This is a genomic window from Saccharicrinis sp. 156, assembly GCF_050589685.1.
Lineage (GTDB): Bacteria > Bacteroidota > Bacteroidia > Bacteroidales > Marinilabiliaceae > Saccharicrinis.
In genome coordinates, this window is the sequence record NZ_JBNGOS010000031.1 from 72,078 (window position 1) to 90,291 (window position 18,214).

Genomic DNA, 18,214 nt, shown 5'->3' on the forward strand with positions numbered 1-18,214 from the left:
GTCCTTAGAAATATTATATAACTATGAATAAGTTTTTAAATATCATTAGTTTATGCTTTTTTGTGTGTTGTGTGTCATTATTGTATAGTTGCTCAACCCAAGAGGTAGATAAAATTATTTTATCCGGACAATGGAAATTCCAAATTGATAGTTTGGATCAAGGAATTAGAGAAAGATGGTATGCCAGGGAATTTTCTGATTCAATTATACTTCCAGGCTCAATGCCAGAACAACAAAAAGGCTTACCTGTAGGCTACCATACCAAATTTACCGGTAATACATGGAAAGAATATCCAGCGGGTAAGTCCTGGTTTGACGATGAAAATTATAAGCCATATTTAAGCGATGATAAGTTTAGATACCCATTTTGGTTAATTTCCGATTATCATTATGTTGGCAGAGCCTGGTATCAAAAAGAGATTACCTTACCTGAAGGTTGGAAGGACAAAAGTATTGAGTTGTATTTAGAACGACCTCATTGGGAGACCCAGCTTTGGGTGAATAATGCCTATGTAGGTTTAAAGAATGCCTTGGGTGTTCCTCATACCTACGATTTAAGTAAGTTCCTGAAAGTGGGTTCAAATATCATTACCATTTGCATAGATAACCGTGTAAATGATATTAATGTAGGAATAGATGCGCATAGCATTAGCGACAATACACAAAGTAACTGGAATGGGATTGTTGGCGATATTCAATTAATAAGAAAGGATGTCATAGCTATTTCTAATGTGAGAATTTTCCCGGATATAGCGAAAAATTCAGCACGTTTAGAAATTGAGCTTAAGAATAGCAGCCAGCAGAAGCAATCAGGTCAATTAAAAATAGCTGCATCTGTCTTCAATAATGAAAAGGTACAAGATGTAAAAAGTATAGAAGTCGCTTTTGATAGTGGGACTGATTCTTCCTCTGTTATAGTCAACTTACCATTGGGTGATGAGGTTCTTCTATGGGACGAATTTCATCCTAATTTGTATGAACTACGTGTGGAGCTGCAGTCGGGTGATAACAGCGACTTATGGACCGGGAACTTTGGTATGCGTGAGTTCCGCGCACAAGATAGAGGCTTTTCGATTAACGGTCGTCCGGTATTTCTTAGGGGAACATTGGAGTGTGCCATTTTTCCAAAAACAGGTTACCCTTCGACTGATGTTGAAGCTTGGGAACGAATTATAAATGTTTGTAAGGCGCACGGTTTAAATCACATCCGTTTTCATTCATGGTGTCCACCCAAAGCCGCTTTCCGGGCAGCTGATAAATTGGGTTTTTATTACCAGGTTGAAGCTTCTTCCTGGGCAACGAATCTGGGGGCTGGCAACGGTGTAGATCAATGGTTATACGAAGAGAGTGAGCGTATGGTAGCAGCGTATGGTAATCATCCTTCGTTTTGCCTCATGCCCTATGGAAACGAACCTCATGGCAAAAATCATAAAGCCTATTTAACTGAATTTGTGAAGTATTGGAAGGCTAGAGATTCACGTCGGGTTTATACTACGGGTGCAGGATGGCCAATTATTCCCGAGAATGATTTTCATAATGTGCATAGAGGAACACGCATACAGGGATGGAATCAAAATCTGAACAGTATTATAAATAAAGAAGCGCCTCGAAGCGATTACGATTGGGAGAAAACTGTAGCTGAGTTAACTGCTCCTATGGTAAGTCATGAGATTGGGCAATGGTGTGTTTATCCCAACTTTAAAGAGATTCCTAAATACGATGGCGTGCTTAAAGCTACAAACTTCGAAATCTTCCAGAAAAGCCTTGAGGCACATGGTATGCTGCATCTGGCCGACGATTTTGTAAAGGCATCAGGTAAATTACAAGCACTTTGTTATAAAGCGGATATTGAAGCGGCATTGCGTACCAAAGGCTTTGGCGGATTTCAACTACTCGACTTACATGATTTTCCTGGGCAGGGAACGGCTTTGGTTGGAGTGCTCGACCCATTTTGGGATGAGAAAGGATATATTTCTCCCGAAGAATTCCGTCAGTTTAGTAACGAAACAGTGCCCCTTGCACGATTCACAAAAATGATTTTTACCAGTGACGAGAAAATAGAAGCGGATATTGAGGTCGCTCATTACGGTGAACATGAAATGACTTCGGAAGTTCCTACATGGAAAGTAGTGGATGAGAAAGGTCAGCTTGTTCGTAAGGGAGCGTTTAATAAACAGGATTTGCATTGGGGGCATAACCAGAAATTGGGTTCAATAAGTGAAACTTTTGAAGTAGAATCGGCTTCAAAATTCCAATTGCAAGTTGACGTAGCTGGTTTTGTTAATTCATGGGATTTTTGGGTGTATCCAGATAAATTACCCGAAGTTGGGAATGATATTCTGGTGGTTTCAACCCTGAATAAAACGGCATTGGAAACTCTGGAAGAAGGAGGCAAAGTGCTTTTGACGGTTAAAAAAGGCAGTATAAAAGAAGGCAAGGGCGGGGAAGTGGCTGTTGGCTTTTCAAGTATGTTTTGGAATACTGCATGGACCAACGGACAGAAACCACATACGCTGGGTATTTTATGTAATCCCGACCATCCAGCACTTTCTGAATTCCCCAGCGAATACCACAGCAACTGGCAATGGTGGGATGCCATGAGCCATTCAAATGCCATTTCGCTTGAAGATTTTGCTAATAAACCAGATCCGATAGTTCGTATTATAGACGATTGGGTAACCAACCGAAATCTGGCATTAATATTTGAGGCAAAGGTTGGCATTGGAAAGCTAATTATGACTGGTGTTGATTTGCAATCGGATTTGGAAACCCGTCCTGAAGCTCGTCAGCTATTGTTCAGCTTAAAAAAATATATGAGCGGTGATAACTTTAAACCGCAGACGGAGGTTCAGGCAGATGAAATTATTAGTTTGACTCCTTTTTAATTTGAAGGGAAAAGAAAGTACCATCTTATTTTGAAATTAATTATGCTTGTTATGCAATTAAGATTATTTTTCATAGTGCTCTTATTAGGTGCATCGGTTTATTCATCAGCACAGTATTCGGGTAAAATATACTCAGAGGCGGATTCTCTTGTTAACCAGATGTCGAAACTGATTTATAACCAGGTGAAGAGTGTTCATCCGATTAACAATTCCTCGAACATGTGGTATAAAACCCATACGGCAGAAGGGAATCAATATTGGTTTGTAGATGCAGAAAGCGAGAAAAAGCAGGAAGTGTTTGATCAGAACGAATTGCTCAAACAATTATCGGATATTCAGGAAAAAGAGCAAGATTGGAAGAAACTGACTTTAACCGATGAGAAGGTTTCAGCAAATGCGGATACTTTTCTATTCAAAAGCCAGGGATATAATTGGCTTTATCTAACCAGTAAAAATCAATTAATTCAAAAAGACAGAGTAAAAACACCAGCAACTAAAAAGCATTGGGCAATAGCCAGAGATGAACTGGGTCAGGAGCCAATTCTTTCACCAGATAAAAAATATACAGCTTACATTCATGAGAATAATTTGTTTGTAAAAGATAGTACAGGGAAAGCTACACAGTTAACCTTTGATGGTTCGCCAGGTGAGTTTTATAGTTCATATTTAAGATGGTCGCCCAACTCAAAATGCATCGCTTTAAATAAATTCCGACCGTCGGAAAAACGATTTATTAAGTTTGTGGAGTCTTCTCCAAAAGGGCAGTTACAACCCAAATTAAAGCAGGTGGAGTATTTTAAACCCGGCGATGCTTTACCCATTAAACAACCCTGTTTATTTAGTATTGAGTCGATGAGCCGGATTCCTGTAGACATTAGTAGTTACATGAATCAATATGGCGTGTCAGACCCAGACTGGCGAAAAGATAGCAGGGCGTTTACTGTTGAGTACAACCAACGTGGCCATCAAAAATATACGGTTCTTGAAGTGAATGCGAATACGGGTAATCTATCCGTACTTGCAGAAGAAAACCCTGAAACATTTTTTTTCTATACTGGAAAAAGATATCGGTATGATATAAATGACGGGGCAGAGATGATTTGGATGTCGGAGCGTGATGGCTGGAACCATTTGTATTTGTACGATAATTCCGGCAAAGTGAAAAATAAAATTACGCAAGGTAATTGGGTGGTGCGCAAAGTAGTTCATGTTGATGAAGAAAAACGTGAAATTATTTTTTGTGCCAGCGGGAAAAATAAGAATGAAGACCCGTATCATTTACATTACTATCGAATTGGATTTGATGGGAAAGGTTTAAAAGCATTAACAACAGAAAACGCCAATCATGAAGTTACTTTCTCCCACGATTTTAAATACTTTGTTGACTATTATTCACGAGCCGATTTACCCGGAAAAACAGTACTGTGTAATGCTCAGAATGGGAAAGTCATTAGGACTTTAGAAGAAACGGATATTGTTACGTTAAAAGAAACCGATTGGAATATGCCAGAGGTCTTTTCTGCCAAAGGGAGAGATGGTGAAACCGATATTTGGGGACTGATCTACCGCCCCTCTAATTTCGACCCCGCAAAAAAATATCCGGTGATAGAATATATTTATGCCGGACCGCATAATTCATTTGTTCCAAAATCATTTCTCGGAATTAATCGCCGCTTTGCAGGCTTGGCTGAACTAGGTTTTATCCTGGTTCAAATTGATGGAATGGGTACATCGAACCGTTCTAAAGCTTTTCATGATGTGTGTTGGAAAAACTTAAAAGATGCCGGTTTCCCCGACAGGATCAAATGGATGCAGGCGGCAGCTGAAAAATACCCGTATATGGACATTGAGCATGTGGGGATTTTTGGAGGCTCGGCAGGTGGACAAAGTTCAACCGGTGCCGTTTTGTTTCACCCGGAGTTTTACGATGTTGCGGTTTCATCTTGCGGCTGTCATGATAACCGAATGGATAAAATATGGTGGAACGAACAATGGATGGGCTACCCCATTGAAAAACAGTACGAAGAATGTTCAAACGTGGTTAACGCACATAAATTACAGGGAAATTTAATGCTGATTCTGGGTGAGGTGGACGATAACGTCGACCCAGCATCTACCATGCAAGTGGCAGACGCATTAATAAAAGCAAACAAGAATTTTGAGCTAGTTGTTTTGCCGGGAGTAAACCACACCTTAGGAGGAAATTACGGAGAACGTAAACGTCGCGATTTCTTTATAAAACATTTAAAAGGAGAGAAGACTCCTGCTTGGAACACTGAATCAAACAAATAGCATACTGAACTAATTAAAAATATAAATGGAATGAAAACCATAAAGACTTTTCTTTCTAACTATTATCTAGTGATTGGGATCGTATGGCTCTTTTGTGCCCTATCAATCATAATTTTTAAACTTAATTTTTAAGTAAAAGAAATCTGGCTGACACTTGTTGTTCCTCTTAGATTCACCATTTTTAGATTTTTCACTGAAAATGAAAACAAATAATATTTAAATATATAAATATGATATACAGGAGTTTGGTTTTGTTGCTTGTAGCAACTACTACATTTATAGGCTGTACTAAGAATAAGCAAGTTCAACGCAAGCCTAACGTTGTTGTCATCATGGCCGATGACTTCGGTTGGAGAGATACCGGCTTTCAGGGAAGTGAATTTTATGAAACACCAAACCTTGATCGACTTGCTAGCGAAGGTATGATGTTTACCGATGCTTATGCCTCTTGCGGTGTTTGTTCGCCGAGTAGGGCTAGTTTATTAACCGGGCGATATACCCCTCGTTCAGGGATCACAGATTGGATCATGGGATATCAAGCGGAGAAAACACCGGAAGAGTTATCGGATTATGCCATGATAGGCCCTCAAAATGTATATAATTTGCCACTGGAAGAAACTACTTTTGGAGATGCTTTTAAAGCTAAAAATTACAGTACGTGTTTTGTCGGAAAATGGCATCTTGCTGAAGATTCTTTGTTCTACCCACAATATCAGGGTTTTGATAAAAATATAGCAGGTTGGTTAAAGGGTGGGCCTAATGGAAATAGAAAAGGGAATCGTTCATATTATACGCCCTATAATAACCCACATTTAGAAGATGGTCCGGAAAATGAATTTTTAACAGACAGATTGGTTAACGAGAGTATTGATTGGATGGAAAATAATAGGAAAGATCCTTTCTTATTGTATTTGTCTTTTTACACGGTACATACCCCAATCCATCCTAAACCGGAGAAGATACCTTACTACAATGAAAAAGCCAAAAAAATGGGGTTAGACACCATGAACACCTTTACAAAGGATGTGCAATGGTATCATGACTGGCCACAAAAAAAGTGGCACTGGAAGGAACGCCTGGTACAAAATAATGCCGAATATGCAGCACTAATTGAGAGTATGGATGAAAACATCGGAAGGGTCTTGGATTATCTTAAAAGTGCCGGTCTGGATGACAATACCATTGTTGTTTTTACTTCTGATAATGGTGGTTTGTCAACAGCAGAAACATCTCCTACTTGTAATGCTCCTTTACGTGGCGGTAAGGGCTGGTTATACGAGGGTGGAATTAGAGAGCCATTCATCGTTAAGATTCCAGGTAAAACCAAACCAGGTAGTGTTTGCAAAGAGCCTGTTCATGCAGTTGATGTTTATCCAACATTATTAGATGCTTGTGGATTTGATATACCCAATCCTGAAGAAATCGATGGTGTGAGTCTTTTACCTTTATTAGAAGGTAAAAATCTTAACCGCAACGCCTTGTATTGGCATTATCCGCATTATGGAGGAAAGGGAGATGCGCCAGCAGGAGCTATCAGGAAAGGGGATTACAAGTTAATTGAGCTTTTCGAAACCGGCAAAGCAGAACTTTATAATGTAAGAAAAGACATATCCGAATCTCGTGATTTGTCGCCGGAACAACCAGCCTTGAAAGATGAGTTATTACAGGATTTAAGAAATTGGCGATTGGAAGTTGGAGCTAAAATGCCTAAAAAAAATCCTTATTATAAATACAAATAGGATACATCATATGGTTAATTTAAAGCATAGGATTGCAGGAGTATTGCTGATCTGTTTTACAATTTTGATAAATACTAACGGTCAGGCTATTGCCAACTTAAAAGTGTACGCCAATGATAGAGTCGCCATAAGTTCAGATCTATTTGGTATTAACAATGACTGGAGACAGATTTCTAATACAGCTTTCCCGGATTTTGTAACTTCCTTTGAAAGTATCAATTATGGCGTGTTTCGTTTTCCAGGAGGGTGGGAGTCTGAATTTTATAGCTGGAGTTCTAATTCAACGCCGGGTTGGGATAAAACACCCAGTGAACCTGGAGCCTCAGTTACATCATTAAAAGCTGAAGTACAGAATTACTCTATTGTTGTTCCCACGGTTACAGCCATGGAAAAAACATATGGTTCAGCGCAATGGGATGCAGCGATTAATAATTTGAAATTAGTCGCAAAAGATGCCATTACAAGAGCTGATCCTGATAAAGTAAAATATGTTGAAATTGGTAATGAGTGGTGGTTACAGGCTGCAGGAGGTAGCAGCAGAGCAAATAAGCTGTTGAAGTACTCAAAAATTGCTATGGAGATCACAGGGTATATTCATGCTCAATTTCCGACTCGTAGTTTTAAAATTTTTGTCAATGGTGATTATACGGTTCCCGAGGAATTTACTGCCATGAAGACTCACTTTTCAGAAATTGTATCTTATAATGCAGTTGACGGTGTGGCTCTACATACCTATACGGGTTATACAACAGACACGCATAATATTAGCGAATTAGGTGAACGGATAGAAGCTTGCGCCAAAAATTTCAATTCACAAAAAGATATGCTTGTGTATCTGTCAGAATGGATGCCTTCCAGGGATTATAATGAGAGACGTCTATATATGGAAGCCGCAAATATTATCCCTGATATTATCCATATCTATGCAAGAGAAGGAGTGGATGCAGCTGCCTATTGGCCTCCGGTGAATAATTCCGTTCCCGGATTAGGTATTGTAAACTGGAACGGGTCTGTGGTTTTTCCTTGCGGTCAGATTTTGGGTGAAATGGCAGCCTCGTTTAAGGGTGATGTTGTTCGTACAGTTTCTGACCGAATAACGATTACCGGGGCACTTCAGGATCCTAATAATCTTGTTTTATTTGTGATGGGCAAGGATTTCGAAAAAACCGATGTCATCGTTACAGTCAGCGGTTTTTCCATTGATCATATCAAATCGGTAAAAAAGTTACGTTCGGAAGATTACTTCTCAACAGATAAAGCAGCTCCATATAAAACAGAAGCAGGAAGCGCAACACTATTATCTTCTAATGAAATAAGTTTCGAAATTAATAAAAATGGACAATATGAAATTTTTAAGATTGAGCTAAGTGGTTCTCCGCTGGAGGAAACTAGTATCAATTTAATTGACTTTGAGTCGCCAGTATCGGTTACAGAAGATTATGGGGCCATCTTTAATATTGTTGATAATCCCGATAATAGGTCATTGAACGGTACTTCAACTTGTGGGCAGATTGGAAGAACATCTTCTAATTGGTATGAACTCGTTGACATTGAAACTTCGTTTTCGATACCTGCCGGAGATACACGCTACCTGCATATGATGGTCTTGTATGATAAACAGCCTGATTTTATTTTACGATTAAACCAAGCCGGCAACGAAGGAAATATTAGACCCTTAAATACATATACAGATTTAGGAAAGTGGCAGGACCTGGTTTTTGAACTCAATGGAGGTACCAACGGAATTGATGTAAATAATCTACGCTTAATGGGAGATTGCGGTTTTGAAAATGATCCGGCAGGTTTTGTTCTTGAGGCAAGTACATTTGGATGGATAGATGAAATCTTCTTAAATGAAAATTCTATTCCAAGATCTTATGATACTGCTGTAGGTAAGGGAATTAAAGATCAGGATTATGAAGTTTATTCAAGCAATGGAAAAATTTATGTGGAGATATTATATGGTCTTCACACCCAAATAAACGTATATAACAACATGGGGGTTTTGGTTGAATCAGCTGAAGATGCTCACTTGGAGTTTGAGGTTCCTGCAGCAGGATTATATATTGTACAAATTGGCAACCACACTGAAAAGCTAATCGTGTTTTAGTTACTCTTAATCGAATTAATTTCTTTAGATAAAGAAACAAGTTTATCTACATAATTAACATTTTAACTGAAAAATATTATGAATATGAAAAATTTACGTTTAGTATTGGCAATCTTTATGCTTCCTTTAGCTAGTGTAATTGGACAAGAAGTTAATTTTGAAACAGAAACATCAGTTACTCCCAATTTTGGAGCTACAGCTATCTGGATTGATAATCCTGATAAAACGGGTGTGAATACTTCTAATAAGTGTCTCCAAATCGGAAGAACAAGTACAGTCTGGTGGGAATTGGTGGATGTGCCTATTGGTTTTACTGTTCCCGCCAATACAACTAAATATATTCACATCATGGTTTTATATGCAGAGCAACCTGATTTCGGAATTCGTTACAATACGGATGGAGCGACCCATAGAAGATCAAATGATTATACTGATGTAAGTAAATGGCAGGATTTAGTGGTTCCTTTAACTGCAGGGGGTTCCGATTTGGAGGTTACACAAATAAGAATTGGTGCTGATATTGGTGATTCCAGATATTCCTCAGGTCAGATTCTTAATAACACAGATAAGTTTGGTTTAGTAGATGAAATTATTGTTAACGATGACGATACTCCCCGATCACTAACAACCGATATAATTAAAAAAGCGGATGAAAAGAAATATATACTCTATGCTGGTAACGGAAAAATTTGTTTCAAAAGCCAATCGGAAGAAGTAGTGCCAATTAATATTTATAATGCCAGTGGCGTTTTAGTTAAAACTTATGCTCAAAATCATTTTGAGTACCAAACTCCTCTATCCGGACTTTACATTGTACAGGTTGGTAATATAACCGAAAAAATTATTGTTAAATAATATATTTCCCAAGAAGCTATTTTAAATGATCAAGGTTTAAAAGGTTGTATTTAATAGTTTATTAAGAATAGCTTCAGATATTTTCGTCCAACCATATATAATCTTATATGGTTGGATGAATTATTAATATTCGTTTATTTACACGAATAAAATTGGTTCTACCATATATGGAAGCTAATGCTACCGAAAAGACTGATTGATTGTCTTCGGATTTGCGTATAGTAATTTTAATTATCACATCAATCATATCCTGATTCGAAATAAAATCCATATGTTATCCAATACTTCAATATCATTCTGTTTTTAATTCCATCTATTTCATACTAAATCAACAGAAGTACTCAAAACACCCCTGTATAAAAGCATAAAAATGGACGGAACAATTATAAATTTCATCTTATTTTTCCGATAGAATAATACTCATAAAACTTCTAAGGGATGTTTCGATCGATTTTATTGTTATTGATGATAGGTGTGAGTCTTTCAATTTACTCACAAAAGAAAAAATCAAAGTCAGGTAAGCCAAATATTGTTGTAGTGTTTGCCGATGATATTAGTGCTCGCGAAATACCGATCTACGGTTCATCGGTTTGGAGTAAACCACCACAAGGGGGAGATACATCTGATCCAATATACAGGGCGAAAACTCCTGTTCTAGACAAGATAGCCAATGAGGGAGTTTGGATAAAAACAGCATGGGCATCAACCGTATGTATGCCTAGCCGCGCTATGATGATGACAGGTAGGTTTGGCCATGTACATAAATGGTGGAACAACAAAGATAAAGGTACCTGGATTAATGAAGATGGTAAAAAAGAAGCCTGGCCTATTTATGAAGGCTCACCACACACCAATGCTTTTGTAGCTAAAGCAGGTGGTTATGCAACACTTTGGGCAGGAAAAACCCAAATGAGTGGTGTTGATAAATTTGGGTTTGATGAGGGTGTGTTTACACCCGGTGTTCACGAAGAAAATAATGCCTATTCCGACTTTAAGATTTTGCAGAAAAAGAAGAACGGCAAAAGTATTTTAATCAATACAGATACGGGTGTTGAAGTAGATTATTATCAACAGTTTGGTTGGTATTGGCAACCTCATGTAGAACTAATGAACCATCCGGGCAGTAAATCTCAATTCGAAATTTGGCCCAATACGCCAGAATCCAAAGCTTCTTATGGTTTACATACTTACGGACCAGATATAGAGTTGGATTTTGTTTTTGACTTTATGGAGCGTAAGCATCAGGAGGGAAAACCGTTCTTTGTATACCATACTACCCACTTGGGGCACGATGGCTGGGACTTCTTTAGTCCAGATATCAATAAAAATACCCGTCAAAAGTGGCCTGGAACGCCTAAAATAGAATGGATAAATGGTAAGTACTACCGAACAGAACCTAAAATTACTGGCGACAATGGAAAGTATAATACACATGGTACCGTAACCGAAGGAGGTATACATACCCATATCAATTATATTGATTACCAGATATGGCAATATCTTGAGAAATTCAAAGAATTAGGGGTAGAAGACAATACGGTTCTGATTTTTTGTGCCGATAATGGTACAAGCGGTTATGGAAAAAATAGTCCTATAAGCCAAAAAGGGGTTCATGTACCTCTGATTATTTATGCACCATGCCTAAGCATGACTAAAAGCGGTGAGCAAGATGTACTTGCAAATATTGCAGATATTCTACCGACGATTGCAGATTTGGGGGGAGTGAAAATACCTGATAGCTACGAGATAAACGGTGAAAGTTTAATGCCGTTCCTGACTACCAACAAAAAAGAGCACAGGAAGTGGATATATTCTTATCATAAAGAAATGCAGCTTATACGAGGAAAGAATGTGATGAAAGATGGCAAAGGTAAAATTTATGATGTGTCTAAATATCCGGATGATTTAATCAGTTTTCCTGTCATTAACGATTGGAGTGCTGTTTCTGAAAAACATATTAATGAGCACAAGAAGTTACAAAACATTCTTCCTCAATTTAACTTGCATAAAACAGCCCATGATGCACCCATCGGCGGTATAGGTGAGGTTGAGCCGCTGAGGTTGAAGTAGTGTTTGGCAGGCAGTTCTCAGTTAGCTGTAATCAAAGCAGGCCGTAACATGGAACAAAGTGTAGAACCGTAAAATAACCAATTTTGTGATCTTAACAGCCTTAGCATTAAATTTAGTTTTTGGACTGCCTTAAATTATCGATTAATAAAACCGATGCATCAATAAGTTCAAACACTATTATAATGACTTTGCGTCGGAAGTTGTAAAAATTAAATTGGCAATGAAAACCTTAAAATTATTTGCTTTTGTGCTATTGGAAATCCTTTTGTTTTCTCAACAGGTGGAAAGCCAAAACGATAAACCCAATCTTGTTATCATCTTTACCGATGAGCATAACTTCAGAACCCTGGGCTGTTACCGTGAGCAGTTAGACGAAGACCAGGCATTTGTTTGGGGAAAAGGAGTAGAGGTAAAAACACCTCATATCGACCGTATTGCACACGAAGGGGCTGTTTGTAATAATTTCTACTCTTCTTCGCCGGTTTGTACCCCTTCCAGGGCTTCCTTTGTGTCAGGGAAATACCCCATTGCCACACGTTCGTACCGTAACGATATACCCTTGTATGATGATGTAATAACATTTGCAGAAGTTTTGCGAAATGAAGGCTATTCAACTTCGTACCTGGGAAAATGGCATTTAGATGGAGATGCCAAGCCCGGTTTCGAACCAGATCGTAAATTTGGTTTTACAGATAATCGTTATATGTTCAATCGAGGACACTGGAAAGGATTGGATGAAAAAGATGGCAAACCCGTGTTGTATGGAAAGTATGACGCGCAAACACAAAGGCAATCTGTAAACCTTAAAAAAATTACCAAGGAAAATTTTACAACCGATTATCTTGCTAGCAAAGCATTAGAGATTTTAGAGAGGGACAAAGACAAGCCTTTCTGTATGATGATTTCCATACCTGATCCACATACGCCAAATACCGTGCGACCTCCATACGATACCATGTATGAGGATTTGTTTTTTAAAGAGCCTAAAACTATGCAGACACCAAAGGATAAGATGCCTAAATGGGCGGCGATTGGCGACAAGAACGAAGCTAAAGAGTTGGATCAGGGTAAAATGCAGCGTTATTTTGGTATGGTTAAATGTATCGACGATAATGTAGGTCGTATTCTTGGTTTTTTGGATAAAAACAAGCTTACAGATAATACCATTGTATTGTTTACTTCTGATCATGGTGATTTAATGGGAGAACACCGAAAGCACAATAAAGGTAACCCTTACGAAGCTTCAGCCAAGGTTCCGTTTGTACTTCGTTATCCTAGTAAAATAAGGCCTGGTAAAGTAATTAACAAGGCATTTACAACGGCGGACTTTACGCCTACTATTTTAGGGATGATGGGAATGCCTGCACTTAAAAAACAACATGGAATTGATGCTTCTGTTGATTTTACTTCTAAAAAGAAAGTCATTACAGATGATAGGGTTACTTATATGACCAGTTCGTCGCAAAATTGGATAGCAGCATTAACGTATAGGTATAAATTGGTTTTATCGCCATCTGAAAAACCATGGCTGATTGATTTAAAGAAAGATGCCAATGAGGAGGTTAACTTTTATAAAAATCCGGAATATAAAGAAGTCGTTAAGAAATTACAGACCGAGCTTTTAATGCAGGCGAAGAAATTTAAAGACCCTATATTTTATGGTAAAAAGGAGTTGTTGTTAGAGTAAGAAATAAACCACGAAGGGGTTAAATATTAATAGTCCGGAGTTGAAACCTCGGGTTTCTGTATAAAAAAAGTCGACGCATTACTGAAGTAATGAATTTACTAAGTAGCTTTGTGTCGAAAGTTGGAAGATTATGAATTTAAAGTTACAAAGATATTCTACGATAGGTTTGATATTAGTTTTCAACCTATGTTACTCTTATTGCCAGAATCCTTCTGGCAATAAAAAGAATCCTATCAAAGTCCTCAAAGCAACTTCGCCAATAATCATTGATGGTAGAGCCGACGAATCTTCCTGGCAAAGAGCACAAGCTCACCCATTCAACTATTTTAAAAACATTCAGAAACCCAGCGACAAGCAAAACACAACTTTAAAAATGCTTTGGGACGATGATCACATATACCTGTTTTATGAATGTAAGGACAAATATATCACTGCCCGTATGAAAGACAGGGACGGTTGGACCTTTGTAGATGACTGTGCCGAAATATTTCTGATTCCTTCCAATGATAAAATAGATATGCATTTCGGTTTTGAATTGAACCTGTATAAAACAGCCAACGACTTTGTTTTTATCAACGATGTGCATAAAGATGGGAATTTTGTGGTGAAGGCCTATAATCCTGAATATAAGGTTGAGGTAACTATTGACGGAACCATCAATGACAATTCGGATATTGACAATGGATGGACCATGGAGATGGCCATTCCGATAGAAGCCTTTTATACGGTGGGTCCAGTTACGCCTGTCGAAGAAGGAGCCATTTGGACATTTATGGCCATTCGTCAGGATAGGAATGAAGTTGAAGGGCAGAGGGTAACCGCGTCTACTATTTTTCCGCTTAAGGGTAATGATAAAAATGTGCACAACCCTAAGAGTTTTGGACTGATGCAGTTTGTAAATGAATAAATTTTTGTTTGTTGGTATTATCCATTTATTTTGGAAGTCTCAAACTGAAAATTTATGACCAAGAAGGAGGAAAGCAAACTTTTATACTATCTAAAAAAATGGACAGAAATATCTGTAACAGATGAGCCTATCATTCTTTCTTCGTTTGAGGAGTTGTTTTTTAAAAAGAAAAGAAATCTACTAGCTCCCGGTGAAAAATGCGATTACATATACTTTATTGTTAAGGGTTGTGTACGTTCATATTATGTCGATAACAAAGGAGTAGAACATATCTATCAAATCCGTATGGATAATAGCTGGATCAGTGATTTGGAAAGTTTCTTCTCAAAACAACCATCAAAATACTACATCGAGACTCTTGAAGACACCCAGCTTCTTCGTATTTCAGCAGATCGCCTTGAGCAATTATATACCGAAGTTCCTACCTTAGAAAGGTATTTCCGTATTCTTTTTCAAAAAGCCTACCTTAAAGCTTTAAAACGATTGAACGATACCATGTGGGAAACCGCAGAAGATCGATATAAACAAATGCTTAAAGAACTTCCTGAACTGTTAAAGCGCGTACCATTGGTTTACATAGCCTCCTATCTCGGTATAACACCAGAAAGCCTAAGTAGGATTAGAAAGCAGAGCAAATAAATAAGATTCCCACTTTATTTCTTAACATAGGTCAAGTGTTTTAAACAAGGTCATAGCATACATTTGGGGTGTACTTAATTTGTTTGGTATGAAACGAAGACAGTTTTTAACTAATATTTTGGCCGCAGCACCTGCAACATTGTTACCTATGAAACTAAATGATTTAAATAAATTGATTAACGGTCTGGAACTAACACCTAAAATGCCTGTTCTATTTCTGGGCCATGGTAGCCCAATGAATGCCATCGAAGAAAATGAGTTCGTTCAAGGTTTTAGAAAAGTTACCAAAGAAATAGAAATGCCAAAGGCAATTTTATGTATCTCGGCACATTGGGAAACCAGAGGCACTCAGGTAACTGCTATGAAGAACCCTAAAACAATTCACGATTTCAGTGGTTTCCCTCGTGAATTATACGAAATACAATATCCCGCATCTGGGCACCCTGAGTTAGCTAAAGAAACCCAAGCATTAATTACCAATACCAATGTGCAATTGGATGATAAATGGGGGCTTGATCATGGGGCCTGGTCTGTTATCAAACATATGTACCCCAAAGCCAATGTTCCGGTTATTCAATTAAGTTTAGATTATTCCAAATCGCCACAGCAGCATTACGAAATAGGGAAGGAGCTGGCATTATTAAGAAAAAAAGGAGTATTGGTAGTTGGAAGTGGTAATTTGGTTCATAACCTGAGATTGGTGGATTGGAGGAAAATAAATGAGCCTTATGCGCATGAATGGGCCCAGGAAGCCATGTTTAAAATGAATCAGTTTATTTTAGATGGAAACCATGAAGAGTTAATTAACTATACCAGACTTGGTAAAGCTTTTGAGTTATCTATACCAACCCCCGATCATTATTTACCATTATTATACATTCTTGCTTTACAAGAGAAAAATGAGGGTTTATCTATTTTTAACGATAAACCGATAGGAGGCGCACTGTCCATGACATCGGTAAAAATAGGATAAAGGAGGAAATGCTATATGGTACCTGATGTAACCCTGTCGCAGGTTTGCAGGGGACTTGCATCGCTGATGCAACCTTGCCTTAGGTTTGCAGGGGACTTGCATCAAATTATGGAAATAAAATTAGTTAGATTCTGACTTTTTTCTAATTCAAAACGCTTTCGTAGCCTATATCTGGAAACGTGAACACTGGTAACTGAAATGCCCAATAAATGCGCCATTTCTTTTCCTGAGAAGTTTAATCTAATTAGTGCGCAATGTTTTCGTTCTGTTTTGCTCAAGTCCGGATATTGCTGCTGAAGACGTTCATAAAAACCTGAGTTTACTTCTACAAAGCGAGTATTAAATTCGTCCCATAAGGCTGTAGAAGAAGCCTTAATGCTTTTTTCGATGGATTCTACCGAAGATGCTTCTGTTTTTCCTTCTTTTAATCTTTTCAGGAGTTCGTCAATCGTTTCTTCCTTATCAATTAATTTTAGGGTAAAGGCTGTGAGTTCTTTGTTTTTTATTTCCAAGGCTTCGTTGGCTTCTTTTCGCTTAAGTTGCATATCCGCTTTCTCAAGCTTAAAACGTCTGCGTTGCACATGATTCCGGTAAAATAACATGCTAATGAAGATGATTAACAGGAGACCAAGAAGTAAAGACCTAATGAGTAATAAACTCCTTCTTTGCTCTGCTACCACTTTATCTTTTGCAAGTAGCTCTAGCTCTTGTTGTTCTAATTGATCTTTATATTTCGATTTAATTTCAATTAAGGTATTGTTACGCAGACTACTTATGTTAAAGCTAGTGTCACTTAGGGCCTTAGATTGTTTTAAATCAATATAGGATTGCCTGAAACGATTTACGTTAAACTCAGCATAAGCAAGGTTTTCCAGCACATCGCTACGTATATTGTTATATAATCCATATTCTTGATTTAATTGTAGCGACTGTGTATAAAATTTTATAGCTGATAAATAATTGTTCTCAATCTTATAAGCATTACCAAGGTAATAGTATATCATACTTAAATATCCCTTAACGTGATCTTGTATTTGGGGGTTATTCAAATTATCTTCAATTTCTTCACTAATTCTGTGCAGAATTACCTTCGAAGAGTCAGTTCTGCCTAAATCATTATAAATACAAGCCTGCTCACCTCTGTGGTAATTCATGTATATTTTTATATGCTTGTCTTTAATTCCAATAATTTCGCATGTATCTAAATGAGCTAGAGCGAGCTGCAGTTTGTTAAACTTGCGGTAATGCATGGCTAGGTGATAATGAGAGCCAGTCACGGAATTAGATGTTACAATGGCGTTTTTATAAAGTAACTTATTCAGATTTAATGAAAGTATATGAAAATTGTGAGAAATTGCCTCCTTACCAAATTGTGTATATAAGTTTCCTAATTCTTGAGCACAACGGGCCTTCATAATGAAATCTTTAACAACTTCCGAAGTATGCAAGGCTTGTTCAAAATAGTCAAACGCCTCTGAAAAATTTTGTAGTTGTGTAGATAGTTTCCCTAAATGGTAATAAGTATTTAATAATAACGAGTCATCAATGTCTTGAGCGTTATCTAGAATAGATTTTAGCATGATTAAGGCCGAATCAGGTTGTTCAGAAATTAGCTTGTTAGCTTTGTTGTATAAACGATAAGTGTCTTCTTGTTTTTGTATAGCATGGATGTAGCTTGTGCTAATTGTTGAAATGTATATAATTATTATAAAACAAATTCTGAATTTCATTTCTGTTTGATTTACTACTTATTACAAATTATAAAACTATACAATAATTTTTAAAAGTATAGATTTATAAATGTCTAAAAAGGGATATGTATAGATTTTTTATATGATGGATAAAGTGTATTCTGCCTTACGCTTGCTTATATTGTACTGGTAATTATAGTTTGAAATCAGTTAGTTATGGTTTATTTGCCAGAAATAACAACCTCCTTCTAAAATCAATATTATTAAAGTTATGAAATTTGTAAAAATCGTATCCCCACTACCAAGTAGGTCATAGATTTTTATCGGAGATGTACGATATTTGTTTACTGTTGGGGATTTACAGCT

11 protein-coding genes are annotated in these 18,214 nt (G+C 37.5%); 10 read left to right on the plus strand and 1 reads right to left on the minus strand.

The features are described from left to right. Positions 1 to 23: 23 nt before the first annotated feature. The 10 genes from ACRD64_RS18190 (at position 24) to ygiD (ending at position 16,157) form a co-directional block, all read left to right on the plus strand. A complete protein-coding gene (locus ACRD64_RS18190) occupies positions 24 to 2,885 on the plus strand; it encodes a sugar-binding domain-containing protein (protein WP_430934887.1) in 2,862 nt (953 codons plus the stop codon). Positions 2,886 to 2,936: 51 nt separating this feature from the next. Continuing rightward, complete coding sequence (locus ACRD64_RS18195; RefSeq protein ID WP_430934888.1) at positions 2,937 to 5,177, plus strand: DPP IV N-terminal domain-containing protein; 2,241 nt, start codon at positions 2,937 to 2,939, stop codon at positions 5,175 to 5,177. A gap of 230 nt (positions 5,178 to 5,407) precedes the next feature. Further along, positions 5,408 to 6,916: a sulfatase gene (locus ACRD64_RS18200; protein WP_430934889.1), complete on the plus strand. Its 1,509-nt coding sequence runs from the start codon at positions 5,408 to 5,410 to the stop codon at positions 6,914 to 6,916. Positions 6,917 to 6,926: 10 nt separating this feature from the next. Then, entirely contained in the window at positions 6,927 to 9,026 is a 2,100-nt protein-coding gene (locus ACRD64_RS18205) for a hypothetical protein (protein ID WP_430934890.1), read from the plus strand. Positions 9,027 to 9,110: 84 nt separating this feature from the next. Continuing rightward, positions 9,111 to 9,881, plus strand: a complete 771-nt coding sequence (locus ACRD64_RS18210) for a T9SS type A sorting domain-containing protein (protein WP_430934891.1) — start codon at positions 9,111 to 9,113, stop codon at positions 9,879 to 9,881. A gap of 438 nt (positions 9,882 to 10,319) precedes the next feature. Beyond that, positions 10,320 to 11,951, plus strand: a complete 1,632-nt coding sequence (locus tag ACRD64_RS18215) for a sulfatase-like hydrolase/transferase (RefSeq protein ID WP_430934892.1) — start codon at positions 10,320 to 10,322, stop codon at positions 11,949 to 11,951. Between the two features lie 220 nt (positions 11,952 to 12,171). Beyond that, the gene (locus ACRD64_RS18220; protein ID WP_430934893.1) at positions 12,172 to 13,638 is read left to right on the plus strand and encodes a sulfatase family protein; all 1,467 of its coding nucleotides are present in this window, start codon (positions 12,172 to 12,174) and stop codon (positions 13,636 to 13,638) included. A 130-nt stretch (positions 13,639 to 13,768) separates the two neighbouring features. Next, on the plus strand, positions 13,769 to 14,545 hold the full coding sequence (locus tag ACRD64_RS18225; protein WP_430934894.1) for a carbohydrate-binding family 9-like protein: 777 nt from the start codon (positions 13,769 to 13,771) through the stop codon (positions 14,543 to 14,545). 54 nt (positions 14,546 to 14,599) lie between these two features. Continuing rightward, positions 14,600 to 15,184 carry a Crp/Fnr family transcriptional regulator gene (locus tag ACRD64_RS18230; protein WP_430934895.1) on the plus strand — a complete coding sequence of 195 codons (585 nt, stop codon included), beginning with the start codon at positions 14,600 to 14,602 and terminating at the stop codon, positions 15,182 to 15,184. Between the two features lie 88 nt (positions 15,185 to 15,272). Further along, positions 15,273 to 16,157: a 4,5-DOPA dioxygenase extradiol gene (gene ygiD, locus ACRD64_RS18235; protein WP_430934896.1), complete on the plus strand. Its 885-nt coding sequence runs from the start codon at positions 15,273 to 15,275 to the stop codon at positions 16,155 to 16,157. Between the two features lie 101 nt (positions 16,158 to 16,258). Here the strand turns inward: ygiD and ACRD64_RS18240 are convergent, their stop codons facing one another. Next, positions 16,259 to 17,887 carry a tetratricopeptide repeat protein gene (locus tag ACRD64_RS18240; protein WP_430934897.1) on the minus strand — a complete coding sequence of 543 codons (1,629 nt, stop codon included), beginning with the start codon at positions 17,885 to 17,887 and terminating at the stop codon, positions 16,259 to 16,261. Between the last annotated feature and the right edge of the window lie 327 nt (positions 17,888 to 18,214).